Genomic DNA, 13746 nt, shown 5'->3' with positions numbered 1-13746 from the left:
AGAAATAGAGAGCTGGAAGGACAAGCAGATGAGTGAGGGGAGCGCCGGGAAGGTCAATATGGCCTTCATCGCAGCGATCGTGGCCGTCGCCACGATCGGCGGTTTCATGTTCGGTTATGATTCGGGCGTCATCAACGGCACCCAGAAGGGGCTGGAAGCCGCCTTCGACCTGGGCAAGCTGGGCATCGGCGTCAATGTCGGCGCGATCCTGGTCGGGTCGTCGATCGGCGCGTTCGGCGCAGGCCGCATGGCCGACATCATCGGCCGTCGCGGCGTGATGATGCTGGCGGCGATCCTGTTCCTGGTGAGCGCGCTGCTGGCCGGTGCCGCCGGTTCCTCCGCCATCTTCATCATCGCCCGCATCATCGGCGGCCTGGGCGTGGGCGCGGCGAGCGTCATCTCGCCGGTCTATATCTCCGAAGTCACCCCCGCCTCGATCCGCGGCCGGCTGTCGAGCGTGCAGCAGGTGATGATCATTTCCGGCCTCACTGGCGCCTTCGTCGCCAATTTCGTGCTGGCCCGCTATGCCGGCGGTTCGACCGCGCCCTTGTGGCTCGACTTCCCGGCCTGGCGCTGGATGTTCTGGCTGCAGGCGATCCCGGCCGCCATCTATTTCCTGGCGCTGCTGGTGATCCCGGAAAGCCCCCGCTATCTGGTCGCGCGCGGCCAGGACGAACGCGCCCGCGCGGTCCTGACCAAGCTGTTCGGTGCCGAGGAAGCCAATCGCAAGGTCGGCGAGATCCGCGCCAGCCTGGCCGCCGATCATCACCGCCCCAAGCTGAGCGACCTGATCGACAAGGCCAGCGGCAAGGTGCGCCCGATCGTGTGGGCCGGCATTGGCCTCGCCGTCTTCCAGCAGTTGGTCGGCATCAATGTCGTCTTCTATTATGGCGCCACCCTGTGGGAAGCCGTCGGCTTTTCCGAGGATAATGCGCTGCAGATCAACATCCTGTCGGGCGTGCTGTCGATCGGCGCGTGCCTGGGCACGATCATGCTGGTCGACAAGATCGGCCGCAAGCCGCTGTTGCTGATCGGGTCTGCCGGCATGGCGGTGACGCTGGCGATTGTTGCCTATGCCTTCTCCACCGCCGTCACCGGCGCGGATGGCGGCGTGGTGCTGCCGGGCCATAATGGCCTGATGGCGCTGATCGCGGCGAACCTCTACGTGATCTTCTTCAACCTGAGCTGGGGTCCGATCATGTGGGTGATGCTGGGCGAGATGTTCCCCAACCAGATCCGTGGTTCGGGCCTGGCCGTCGCCGGCTTTGCCCAGTGGATCGCCAATGCCGCGATCTCGGTCAGCTTCCCCTCGCTCGCCGTGTCGCCGGGCCTGGTCGTGACCTATACCGGCTACGCCCTGTTTGCCGCCATTTCCTTCTTCTTCGTGCGCGCCATGGTCCATGAGACCAAGGGCCGCGAGCTTGAGGACATGGTCGGCTGAGCAAGATCGTCACCCTGAAGGCGGGCGCGCTCAGTTGCGCGCTCGCCCCGGATGTCGGCGGATCGATCCTGTCCTTCGATCGCGACGGCGTGGCCCTGCTGCGCCGCGCGCCGCAGGACAGCCATGATCCGCTGGACATGGCCAGCTTCCCGCTGGTGCCCTATGCCAACCGCATCGCCCATGGGCGCTATAGCGTGGACGGGCGAAGCTATCAGTTGCCGCTCAATTTCGGCGATCATCCCCACAGCATCCATGGCTTTGGCTGGCAGCGCCCCTGGCATGTGCTGGAGCAGTCGGGCCATGACGTCAGGCTGGAGCAGACGCATGACGGCGATGCGGGCTGGCCCTGGGCCTGGCGCGCGCAGCAGCATGTGCGGCTGAGCGAGGATGCGCTGGACGTCACGCTGCTGGTGCAGAATCTGGGCGACAGCCCGATGCCCTGCGGCCTTGGCTTCCATCCCTATTTTGCGCTGGACGGCGACACGATGCTGCGCTTCCACGCCGACACGCTCTGGCTCTCATCCCCCGACATGCTGCCCGAACGGGAAGTGCCGGCCGACGCGCTGGGCGACTGGTCGCAGGGTGCGCGCGTGACCGGCGACAGCCTGATCGACAATGTCCATGGCGGCTGGGACCATGTGGCGGTGGTCGACCGGGGCGACGGCATCCGCCTGACCTTGACGGCTGAGGGTTCGGACTGGCTGCATGTCTTCCGCCCGCCCGCTGGCGACTTCTTCTGCCTGGAGCCGGTCAGCCATATGCCGGACGCGATCAACCGGCCTGAAGGCATGGCGATGCTGGCGCCGGGCGCCACGCAAAGCCTGTCGATGATGGTCGCCGTCCGCGAAATCTGAACAGGCGCTTTCGCCTTTCGCCAAAATCGCCTAGGCTGACCGCCCTATCAGCAGCGAGAGGATCGCCGATGCAATTTCTGCGGACTGCCTTCTGGGTCGTCATCGCCGTCGCCCTCGCCTTCTTCTGCATGGCGAACTATGTCCCCGTGACCGTGCGCCTGTGGGGCGACATGGTGATGGAAACCAAATTGCCGGTGCTTCTGATCGGCGCATTCCTGCTGGGCGCCATGCCCTTCTGGATCATGGCCCGCGCGACGCGCTGGCGCATGAAGCGCCGCCTGGAGAGCACCGAGCGTGCGCTGGTCGCCGCGACCGCTTCCGCCGCGCCGGCCACACCCGTGACGCCTGCGACGGTGACCACCCCGATCTTGCCCGACGCCACGCCGTCGCCCCTTACCCCTACAGGACAAGCATGAGCAGCCCGATCTATGTCGCCATCGACACGCCCGACCTTGCCAAGGCCCAGCATCTGGCCGGGCAGGTCCGCAACCATGTCGGCGGGCTGAAGCTGGGGCTGGAGTTCTTCTGCGCCAATGGCCATCATGGCGTGCATGAGATGATGAAGTTCGGCCTGCCGATCTTCCTCGACCTCAAGCTGCACGACATTCCCAATACGGTGGCCAAGGCGGTGCAGGCGCTGCACGGGCTGGAGCCGGCGGTGCTGACGGTCCATGCGGCCGGTGGCCGGGCGATGTTGGAGGATGCGAAGGCAGCGGCCGGCACCAAGACCAAGGTGGTGGCGGTGACGGTGCTTACCAGCCTCGACAATGGCGACCTTAATGAAATTGGCGTCAATGGCGCGGCCGAGGAGCAGGTGACACGGCTCGCCGAACTGGCGCGGGACGCCGGCCTGGACGGCATCGTCTGTTCCGGCGAGGAAGTCGCGCTGGTCAAGAAAATCTGGCCCGACGGCTATTTCGTCGTGCCCGGTGTGCGCCCGGCGGGCGGCGCGATGGGCGACCAGAAGCGCGCCGTGACCCCGCGCGAGGCGCTGGACCGGGGCGCGTCGATGCTGGTGATCGGTCGCCCGATCAGCCAGGCCGAAGACCCCGACCAGGCGGCGCGCGCGATCGAAGCGACGCTGTAGGGATGGTGGATCGCATCGGCGGCGCTGAGCCGATCCGGTGCGATCCTCCCCTGCCCTTATTTCCGGAAGAAGGTCTTCAGCCGCTCCGCTTCCGCCGGGGTGATCGGGATGACGGCGCCATGCTTGGGCTGGGTGAAGTTGGTCGCCTTCATCGGCGATCCCGGCGCGTTGAAATGGCCGATGTCGCGGAAATGGACGAAATCCTCCGTCTCCGAAAAGCCCATATTGTTGACCGGCTTGGCGCCGAACACATCATACATCAGCACATAGGTGTCGGTGCCGTGGCGCCGCCACAGATTGGGCGCTTCGGTGCCGACCGTTTCCGGGTCGATCTTGGCAGGATCGAAGACATAGCCGCCATCCATGCGCGATGAGGTCGCCTGACGCAGATGGCCGGGCTTGTCATGCGCGACATAGAAGAGGCGGTAGCGGTCGCCAACCTTGGTGATGTCGCCGTCGATCGTGCCGATGCCGGGCTTGGGATAGGTGAACAGGTCGCGCGGTTCGCTGGTCAGCGTGGTGAAGGCATCGTCCGCATAGGCATAGACCATATGGTCCGTTTCCTTGCCGTTGCGGGTGCTGAAATAGACCATGATCTTGCGCTTGTCGGGATCATAGATCATTTCCGGCGCCCAGGCGGTGCCCGCATTGGCGGTCGACTTGAACAACTGATCTATGGTCACGGACGCGAGCGTCCAATGGGTGAGATCATAGGATTTCATGAAGATCATCGAGCGGTTATTGCCCCAGCCATAGCTGTCGGTCGGCCGCTGCCAGTCGGTATCCCGCAGCCCTTCGCGCCTGGCGAAAATATGCAGGTCGGTCATGGCGAGGTAGAAGGCATTGTCGGGACCGCGCATGATATAGGGATCGCGGATGCCCTTCTGTTCGGCGACGTCGCGGCCATTGAGGACCGGCGCACCGTCATTGACGTCGGTGAAGCTGTAGCCATCCGCCGAGGTCGCGAAATGCAGCGAGTGGGTCTCGTCCTTGAAATAGACGAGGAGATAGGACGTCCGGGCGCTGGCCTCATCCTTCGCTTCCGGCTTGGCCTTGGCGATGCGCTTGACGATGTCGAGTTGGCGCGGCGGCGTGGCGGGGGCCGCGATCGCCATGGTGGCGCTGCCCAGCAGCAGGCCAAACCCCAGATATCTCATTCCCGATGGCCACCGCATCAACACCCTCTCCCTCATCCATCGGGCGAGCGCATGATGATCGACAGACGCGCTTCGCCGACAGGGCCGCAGCGGAGGGCGCGCTTCGCCGCCCCGTCACCGGCCCTTTATTTGTCGGACTAATGCAAACATCCGGGCAAGGGTCAAGCGCGTTCCCACGCTGCAACCATGCCATTCACATAATGGGATCAGTCGGCGGTGGTGCCGCTGTCGTCGGGCGCGAAGAAATGCTGCATCACTTCGCGGGCAATGCGGGCCGGGCGCAGGGTGGAGGCATCGACGCAGCACCAGCTCGACTTGACCTCGGCCAGCACTTCCTCGCCACGGCGGATCACCGTTTCATAGAAGGCACGGGCGCCCTGCACCTTTTCGAGGAGGACGGTGGCGATCACCTCATCGTCCAGGAAGGTGGGCTTGCGATAGGTGATCTCATGCTTGAGCGCGACCCAGAGATGCTGGGCCACCGCCTCGGCCGGGGCGAGCGCGCGCCAATGGTCGAGCACGGCATCCTGCACCCACTTCAGATAGCTGGCATTGTTGACATGACCCATGAAGTCGATGTCGTCGGGCTGGATGCCAACCGGGTACAGGTGGGGAATCGCGTTACTCACAACCATGTAAGTAACATCCCCGCAGGGCGGCTGATAGAGGCAATGGGCGGATGCTGCAAAAAAGGGGCCGATCGGTGACCGGCCCCTTTTTTCCCTATCGTTTTAGAAGCGCCAGCCGACCGAGGCGACGACCTGATGGCGGTCGGTGTCGACGTCGAATTCGCTGCTGGTCGAGCCATCCATGAAGTCGATATGGGCGCTGTCATATTTGGAGTAGCGATATTCGATCTTGGCGAAGGTGTTGGCGTTGAGCGCGCGCTCCACGCCGCCGCCGACGCGCCAGCCGTCGAGCTTGAACGAGGTGTCGGTGACCTGGTTGGTGTCGCCGGCCAGCACGCCGAGTTTGGTGTTGGTGTAGCCGCCCTTCACATAGATGAGGGTCGAGGGATCGGCGAGGATACCGGCGCGGGCACCGATATAGAGATCGCGGCCCTGCTTGACGCGGCCATAACCGAACTGGTCGGTGAAATCGTTGCGGCTGCTCTTGGCGGTGGAGTCGGTGAACTCGCCCTCGACGCCGACGACGGCGCCGCCGACATTCACGTCATAACCCGCGCCGACACCATAGAGCAGGCCGTCGATCTTCTGATCGTCGCTGCCATTATCATTGTCGATCGAGCTGCCGGCCCCGGTATGGTCATAGCCCAGGATCGCTTCGACGCGCGGGCCGGTGAAGGTCGGGGTGGCATCCTGTGCGAGCGCCGGCGCGGCAACTGCACCACCGGCCAGCAAAGTGGCGACCATCAACTTACGCATAAACATCACTCCGTTGTCTTTCTCTTCCCCTTGGGGGTGAGACGCTCAAGCCGGAGCGGTCATATTTGTTTCATGAACCTCAGATAAACAGCTGATAATGTGGCATTAATGCCACGAAAGCCGCTCAGTTCGGCGCGTTCCCGTGGGCCGGGAGCGACGAAATGAGGCCGCCTTCCTTCAACATTCCACGACATTGACGGCCAGACCGCCAAGCGATGTCTCCTTGTAGCGGCTGGCCATATCCTCGCCGGTCTGGCGCATCGTCTCGATCACCGCGTCGAGGCTGACGATATGACGGCCATCGCCCTGGAGCGCGAGATAGGCGGCGTTGATCGCCTTCACCGCGCCCATGGTGTTGCGTTCGATGCAGGGGATCTGGACGAGGCCGCCGATCGGATCGCAGGTGAGGCCCAGATTATGCTCCATGCCGATCTCGGCCGCATTTTCGACCTGGCTGTTGGTGCCGCCCAGCACGGCGGCGAGGCCCGCCGCCGCCATCGAGCAGGCGACGCCGACTTCGCCCTGACAGCCCATTTCGGCGGCCGAGATAGAGGCGCGCTTCTTGTAGAGGAAGCCCATGGCGGCGGTGGTGAGGAGGAAGCGGCGTTCCCCTTCCCGATCGGCGCCGGGGACGAAGCGGCGATAATAATGAAGCACCGCCGGGATCACACCGGCCGCGCCGTTGGTGGGTGCGGTAACGACCCGGCCGCCGGCGGCATTTTCCTCATTCACGGCGAGTGCGAACAGGCTGACCCATTCGAAGATCTGGGCGGGGCCGACGCTGGTGCCCTGCAGCCGCAGCTTGTTGTGGATCGCCTTGGCCCGACGGCGCACCTTGAGCCCACCGGGCAGCAGGCCTTCTTCTTTCAGGCCGCGATCGATCGAAGCGGACATGGCGTCGATCACGCAGTCGAGAAAGGCCTCGGTCTCACCCTGGGCGCGCCAGGCGCCTTCGTTGCGGAGAACCAGCGTGGCGATGCTGAGGCCGGTCGCCTCCCCCTGCGCCAGCAGTTCGGCGCCGGACGAGAAGGGAAAGGGCTGGACCACATTATGGCCGAGCGGAATATCCGGGTCGGCGGGAATGGCGCCGGGCAGCACCGCGCCACCACCGATCGAATAATAATCGCGCACCAGCGGATCGTCCCGGCCCGGCAGCCAGGCAGTGAAGCGCATGCCGTTGCTGTGCGCCTCCAGAAATTCGCCCATGCGGAAGACGAGGTCGCGCGCTTCCTCGAACGGCACCCAGTCGAGATGAGCGCTGCCGGCGCGAATGCGGCCATCGTCGCGGATCGCCTGAAGAATGGCCGGGATGGCATCGGGATCGACATTTTCGGGGCTGTGACCCGACAGGCCGAGCAGGATCGCGCTGTCGGTGGCATGGCCCCGGCCGGTCAGCGCCAGCGACCCGTAAAGTTCGCACTGCACCCGCACCGGACAGGTGGGCAGCGTATCCATGAACATCAGCGCGGCGCGCATCGGCCCGACCGTGTGCGAGCTGGACGGGCCGATGCCGATGGTGAACAGATCCATCACGCTGATCGCGGCGGCGCTGTCGATGCGCGATTTGGTCACGTCAATAATCCTTGGAAATACGCAGGTTGGCGCTCTGGCGGCCGAGGGTGGAAATGGCGCCTAGCAGGGACAGCCAGCGTGTCACCTGATATTCCATCCGGGTGGCGCTATAGCCCTGCCCGTCGCTGATCAGTTCGACATAGGTCTTGCGGGTCAGATATTTGCCGGCGGCGAGCGAAGTGCCCTGCCCCTGGGTCGGATCGGCCGCGATGATGCGCAGACGATCCAGGCCCGCCGCCTTGCGCACCGCATTGATCGGATCAAGCCCACCCTCGCCCTGGAGCGAGCCGACCGCCGAGGCGAGCTGGAGCGCTTCAGGCGCGGACAGGTTGGTGATCGAGGTGCCGAACAGGATGCGCGAGAGCAGTTCGTCCTGCGGCAGCGAGGGCACGGAGTTGAAGCTGATGTCGGGCTTGAGGCCGGTGCCGCCGACATGGATGGTGGCGGTGAGGTCGCTGACGTCCGCCTCCGCATCGATGTCGAGCGTCGGGTTGACCGGGGTCTTGCCGTCGAACTGGATGCGCCCCTCGCGCAGTTCGAAGCGGCGGCCGGCAAATTCATAATTGCCACGCACCAGTTCGGCCCGACCGGCGATCGCCGGATTGGTGACGGTGCCGCCGATATTGAGATCGGCGCGCCATTCGCTGTCGAGCCCCAGGCCGGTCACGGTCAGGCGATTGCGCGCCCGCGCCTTGACCGCCATGGTCCAGGGGACGGTCGCGCGGGGACGTTCAATCTCCTCGCCGCGCCGGTTGATCTCGACCACCTTGAGTTCGGGGATTTGGGCGACGGCGGCGGCGCGCCCCATGGTGAAGCGGCTCCTGTTGAGGGTGACGTCGCCGCCAATCTCGCCGCCCTTGCCGTCGGAGCGGATGGTGAGCGGGCCGGTGACGGTGGCGGCGATATCGTCGCGTTCCAGCAGCGCGGCATTGTCCGCCTGGAAGGCGAGGTCCATGCCGACGCCGCCAATGCCGTTGAAGGTGAAATTGCCGGTGCCGGTCACGCTGCCGCCATTCTGGGCATTGGCGGTGAAGCTGGAGAAGACCAGTTGCGCCCCGGCGAACCGGGCGCGCGCCTTGACGTTGCGCAAGCGCATGCCGGTGACCGGGCTGTTGAGCGCGGCATTGTCGGTCGCGAGCGAGCCGGTGATGACCGGATCGGCAAGCGTGCCATGCGCGTCGGCGGTGACGCTGACAGGGCCGGCAATGTCGACAATCTCCACGCCGGTGAGGCGCCAGAGCGTGTCGGCGGTGCCGTTGAAGCGCAGCTGCGCGATCAGCGGCGCGCCGTTGAGCCGTTCGACCAGGCTGCCGGTCGAGATGAGCGGAGTGAGCAGCGCCTGACCGCGGCCGATGGTCTGGCCGTCGGCGACGAAGACCATGCGGGTGGCGAGCCGGTCGAGGGTCAGCACGGCGTTGACGCCGACATCGACCGGGCGGGAGCTGAGGGACAGGCCCGAGCGGGACAGGCCACGGATGCGCAGTTCCGCCTTGCCGGTCGGCAGGCCGCCGCGCGGACGGCTGTAGCTCAAGGTGCCGGTGGCCATGCCGCCCAGCCCCAGATTGTCATAGGCGATGTCCAGCAGGGCGAGCGGCATCTTCTGCGCGCGCGCTTCTATCCGGGTGGTTTCGCCGCCCAGTTCGCCCGCCAGTTGCAGCGTGCCGCCGGCATAGCTGATGGTCGCGGGCGACAGGCGCCAGCCATCCTCCGCACGGGTGAAGAGCGCCGCGCGGGTCAGGCGGATCGGCCGCTTGTCGATCGTGCCGCTGGCCGACAGGCGGACCCGGTCGAGATCGACCTGGGCCTCGCCCTTGAGGTCGAACAGGCGGCCGCGCTGGCCCGAGAGATTGCCCGAGACCTTGCCGCGTCCGTCGACCAGCGCAGCAGTGGCATCGAGCCGACCAAGCAGCATGCCGCCGACGCGCAGCCCGCGTGCCTGGGCCGTGGCGTTGATCGAGGTGCCGTCGGGATCGAGCAGGATGGTGGCATCGAGCGAGCCGCGCCGCACGGCGATGGTCGAAGGGCCGTCGAAGCTGGCGTCATTGGCGTCGAGATCGAGCTTCAACTGCTGGATGCCGCCGACCGGCTGGAAACCGATCGTGCCGCTGACCGGGCCGGCGACCAGCAACTGGCCGTCGAGCCCGCCAGTGACGGGGCGGATGTCGCCGCTGGCGGTGACGCCCGAGACCGCGATGCGCGCGACGCGGACCACCGCCTGGCCGCCCGGCGGCAGCAAGATGCGGCCTTCCCCGGTGAACGGGCCGAGCGTCGATCCGCCATTGGCGGTGAAGCTGTAATTGCCGTCGGCGCCGGGCAGAAATTCGCCGCGCACGTCGCGCAGGCCGAGCGCATCCATCGGCCGCGCAAGCTGGACATGGACGATCGGCCGGTCGATCTTGCCATCGAGCACGACATCGACCGGGCCATATTGCTTGTGGCTCCCATTGCCTTCGAGATGGACGGTGCCGTCGCGGTGGCGCACGCCCTTGGCATTGAGGCTGATGAGCGGCGCGTCGAGCTTCATGTTGGAGAAGCCGATCTCGCCGCCGGGCAGCAGGGCGAGCGCGCTGCGGACCGTGGGCAGGCCGCCGCCCAGCCCCTTGAGGAAGGCATTGTCGAGCCGGCGGACCTTGGCCACGGCATTGCCCGACAGGCCGAAGGCGCCATTGGCGCCGGGGGCCGCACGCAGTTTCGAGTCCAGATCGACAATGCCGAGGCCGCGAATGAAGAGGCCGCTGATCCGGCCGTCAATGCCGACATCATAGCGGCCGCTCTTGAGGTCGGCCATGACCAGCAGCTTGCCGTTCAGGCGGTCCGACCGGAAAGGCATGGGGTTGCTGGCGATCTGCTGCCCCTTGAGCTGCAGCACGCCGTCGAGCGCGAAATTGCGGACGATGCCGGCAACCAGATCGCCCTGCCCGTCGAGGCTGCGGGCGCGCAGCCGGACCGGCAGCAGCACCGGCCCGCTTTTCGCCTGACGCCCCTTGCCGTCGATGCGGACATCGTTGATCTGGGTCTTGCCGAAGGCAAGCTGGCGCGCGGTGAGCAGATATTCATAGCCGAAGCCGGCGAACGGACCGTCGAGCCGGACCTTCGCCACCACGTCGCGGCCGCGCATATCCTTGAGCAGCGCTTCAGGCCGGGCGAGGTTCATGTCGACGCGCAGATTGTCGAAGGCGTTGTTGCGCAGGTCGATGGCGCCGTCGGCGACCATGTCGATCGCCGCCGAGCGCAGCGTGAGCCTGCCATCGACCACCCGGTCGGCCAGCGTCCCCTGCGCGCCGATGGTCAGGCGCGGCGACGCGAGGCGCGGCAGCAGGCCCTTGCCGGGAATGGCGCTGCCCTCGATCGTGCCCTGGATGGTGTAGGCGCCGCTGCGCGCGCCGAGTTTCAGGTCGGCGACGGGATTGCCGGCCAGGGTGGCGGCGAGGCGACCATCCCACCGGGTCCATCGCCCCTTGCCGCTGATGCGCAGATTGCCGTCCTGATTGAGGCCGGCCATCGCCGCCAGCACGCCGCCCCTGGGCGCGTTGACAGTGACTGCCAGGTTGAACCGGTCATCGTCGGGCCGGCTGTCGAGCGTGAGGTTCAGCGCATCCTCCGCGCCGATGACGCGGGCCGACAGGTCGATGATCGCGCGACCGCCACGAATGTCGGCATCGCCCGACAGGGTCGCCAGTTCGACCTTGCCGGTGACGGCGGGCGCGACCGTCAGCCGATCGACCGAGAACTGCATCAGGCGGATGTCGAAGCCCGGCAGGATCGGCCCCTGCCGCTCGCTGGGATTGAGCTTGGGCAGTTTGTGCAGGGTCGCCTGCGGGATCACCAGCCGGTCGATGTCGAGCCGGTTGGAGAGCCAGGCGAAGGGCCACCAGTCCAGCTCCACCCGCGGCGCGTCGAAGAAGCGGCCCTTGGGATCGGACAGGACGAGGCCGCGCAGCACCGCCTTGCGATAGATGCTGCCCTCGATCCGGTCGACATGGATGCGCAGGCCCGAGGGCGGGCTGACGGCGGCGATGCGCGAGACGAGGAAGCGGTGTCCGGGCGCGCTGTCGAGCCAGGCCAGCGTCGCCACCACGACCAGCAGCGCGAGCGCCAGTGCGCCCGCCAGCCAGCGCTGCCAGCGCCCGTCCCAGGCGCGGCGGCGCGGCGGCGCGGCGGGCGGCGGCGGCACGGGTGGCTGGCTGTCGGGCGGCGGCGTGGCCATCAGAAGGCCTGCCCCAGCGAGACATAGACGGCGACCTTGGCATCGCCCGGCTGCGGATTGATCGGCGTGCCGACATCGACGCGGATCGGGCCGAAGCTGCTATAATAGCGCACGCCAAGCCCGGTGCCGACGCGCAGGTCGCGGAAGCGCGGCAGGAAAGTCGTGGAGATATTGCCCGCGTCGAGGAAGGGCACGACGCCGAAATTGCCGAAGCGGATGCGTGCTTCGGCCGAAAATTCGATCAGGCTCTTGCCGCCGACCGGATCATCGTCCGGGCCGTAGCGCGGGCCGATCGCCTGATAGCCATAGCCGCGCACCGACGCGCCGCCGCCGGCATAGAAGCGCCGCGACGGCGCGATGCGATCGACGGTGGAGCCGAGGATGGTGCCAAGCCGGGTGCGCCCGGCGAGCACGACACGATCATTGATCGGCTGATAGGCGCTGGCGTCGACCTGCGCCTTGGCATAGCCGAAGGTCGAACCCTGAAAGGAGAGTTCGGGGCTGAGGCGGCCGCCGAGGCGGAAGCCCTTGCTGGGGTTGAGCAGGTCGTCGCTGCCATCATAGGTGAGGCTGAGCGGCACCGCGCCGATGAAGAAGGTGCGGCGGCTGCCGCCGGAAAAGGCGTCCGCTTCGTCCGAGGCGATGAGTTCGGCACCGACGCGCCAGACCCAATGCTTCTGGAACAGGATGTTGGTCTGCCGCTCCAGCCCGCCCGACAGGGTGATGGTGCGCGCGTCATAGGCGTCGCGGCGGATATTGCTGTAGGAGACAAGCCCGGTCAGCACATGGTCGCGCTCGCGGAAATTGTTGCGGCGATAGGTGGCCTGCGCCGTCTGTTCCTGTGTGCCGAGCACGCCGCGCAGGGTGAGCGATCCTTCGGGCGGGAAGAGATTGCGATGCTGCCAGCTGACTTCCGCGCGATAGCCTTCGCCCGTGCCATAGCCCAGTTCGCCCGCAATGGTGCGCATCGGCGCCGGGCGCAGATCGACATCCAGGTCGACATGTTCGCCATCGCCCGCATCCTTCGGCGTCAGGGTGACGGACGAGACGAGGCCGGTGGTGACGATGGCGCGGCGCAGATCCTCCACATCGGTGGCGCGGTAGGTTTCGCCGGGTTCGAAGCGGGCCATGCGCTGGAGATGGCGGGCGCTGAACACATCGTCATTGTCGAGCAATATCTGGCCGAAGCTGCGATAGCCGCCCGGCGTGACGATGATGTCGAGATCGCCATTGCGCGCTTCATGGTCGATCCGCACTTCGGGTTCGTCCACCCTGGCAAAGGGATAGCCATTTTCGCCCAGCGCCGTCGCCAGCGCGGTCTGGCCCGCAAGGATGCGGTCGGCGTTGATCGGATCGCCCGACTTCATCGAGAAGGCGCCGCGCAGCGTCTCCTCCCGTGGGCCGGTTTCGGCGAGGCCGGCAATCTCCACCGTGTCGAGGACATAAAGCGGCCCCGGCGTGACATCGAAGATGACGGACAGCTTGTCGCTGCCGGCCGGCGGCGGCGCTACGCTGCCGCGCACCCGCGCGGCATAATAGCCGTCGGCGCGCAGCAGCCGGTCGAGCAGGTCGCTGTCTTCCTTCACCCGGCGGTTGATCTGGGCAAGGTTGGCGGCCTTCCCCTCCGACTGGTGCAGCACCGAGAGACTGTCGAAGCGGGTCGTGATCTGATTGTCGCCGATCGCCTCGATACCGCGCAGGGTGACGCCATATTTGCGCTCCTCCCCGGCGTCGGTGAAGGTGACGACCTCCTCGGCCGGGCCGGTATCGGCGGCGGCGTCGGCCTGCTGTGTCGGCTGATCGGCCATGTCGGGTTCGCTGGCCGCAACCGGATCCTCCGGCAGCGGGGCGACCGTATCGGGCTGGCCCATGTCGGGCCAGTCGATGCCGATGTCGGGCATGGCATCGAGCGATGCGGACGGGTCGACCGGCGGGCTGGCGGGATCGGCAGCGGGATCAGGCGCAGGCTGGGCCGCCTGCGCGAACGCAGTGCCGGCGGTGCAAAGCGCCAGGGACAAGAGACATAGCCCTGCGGCGCGCGGA

The 13746-nt window shown here is 66.6% G+C and carries 10 protein-coding genes; 4 read left to right on the top strand and 6 right to left on the bottom strand.

What is annotated here, in order from left to right; all coding sequences use genetic code 11:
- Positions 1–28 precede the first annotated feature (28 nt).
- From U0025_RS03980 to pyrF, 4 genes are all read left to right on the top strand, one after another.
- Positions 29–1441, top strand: coding sequence for a sugar porter family MFS transporter (locus U0025_RS03980; RefSeq protein ID WP_004211417.1), 1413 nt, complete (start codon positions 29–31; stop codon positions 1439–1441).
- On the top strand, positions 1438–2295 hold the full coding sequence (locus U0025_RS03975) for an aldose 1-epimerase (RefSeq protein ID WP_306452559.1): 858 nt from the start codon (positions 1438–1440) through the stop codon (positions 2293–2295). Before U0025_RS03980 ends, U0025_RS03975 begins: the two co-directional genes overlap by 4 nt.
- A 68-nt stretch (positions 2296–2363) precedes the next feature.
- Positions 2364–2711, top strand: a complete 348-nt coding sequence (locus U0025_RS03970) for a lipopolysaccharide assembly protein LapA domain-containing protein (protein ID WP_004211415.1) — start codon at positions 2364–2366, stop codon at positions 2709–2711.
- Entirely contained in the window at positions 2708–3382 is a 675-nt protein-coding gene (pyrF, locus tag U0025_RS03965; protein WP_004211414.1) for an orotidine-5'-phosphate decarboxylase, read from the top strand. The genes U0025_RS03970 and pyrF overlap by 4 nt, the downstream gene beginning before the upstream one ends.
- 56 nt (positions 3383–3438) lie before the next feature.
- On the opposite strand, the gene U0025_RS03960 is transcribed toward pyrF, so the two are convergent.
- From U0025_RS03960 to U0025_RS03935, 6 genes are all read right to left on the bottom strand, one after another.
- Entirely contained in the window at positions 3439–4539 is a 1101-nt protein-coding gene (locus tag U0025_RS03960) for a glycoside hydrolase family 43 protein (RefSeq protein ID WP_037491177.1), read from the bottom strand.
- 206 nt (positions 4540–4745) lie between these two features.
- Positions 4746–5174, bottom strand: a complete 429-nt coding sequence (locus U0025_RS03955) for an acyl-CoA thioesterase (RefSeq protein WP_004211412.1) — start codon at positions 5172–5174, stop codon at positions 4746–4748.
- Between the two features lie 96 nt (positions 5175–5270).
- Entirely contained in the window at positions 5271–5924 is a 654-nt protein-coding gene (locus U0025_RS03950) for an outer membrane protein (RefSeq protein WP_004211411.1), read from the bottom strand.
- A gap of 177 nt (positions 5925–6101) precedes the next feature.
- Positions 6102–7496 carry an L-serine ammonia-lyase gene (locus U0025_RS03945; protein WP_004211410.1) on the bottom strand — a complete coding sequence of 465 codons (1395 nt, stop codon included), beginning with the start codon at positions 7494–7496 and terminating at the stop codon, positions 6102–6104.
- A gap of 1 nt (position 7497) precedes the next feature.
- Complete coding sequence (locus U0025_RS03940; RefSeq protein WP_072894110.1) at positions 7498–11703, bottom strand: translocation/assembly module TamB domain-containing protein; 4206 nt, start codon at positions 11701–11703, stop codon at positions 7498–7500.
- On the bottom strand, positions 11703–13721 hold the full coding sequence (locus U0025_RS03935; protein ID WP_004211407.1) for an autotransporter assembly complex protein TamA: 2019 nt from the start codon (positions 13719–13721) through the stop codon (positions 11703–11705). Before U0025_RS03935 ends, U0025_RS03940 begins: the two co-directional genes overlap by 1 nt.
- Positions 13722–13746 lie beyond the last annotated feature (25 nt).

The sequence above is a fragment of the Sphingobium yanoikuyae genome (assembly GCF_034424525.1).
Classification (GTDB): Bacteria; Pseudomonadota; Alphaproteobacteria; order Sphingomonadales; family Sphingomonadaceae; genus Sphingobium; species Sphingobium yanoikuyae.
This window is presented reverse-complemented; position numbering and strand designations above follow the sequence as displayed.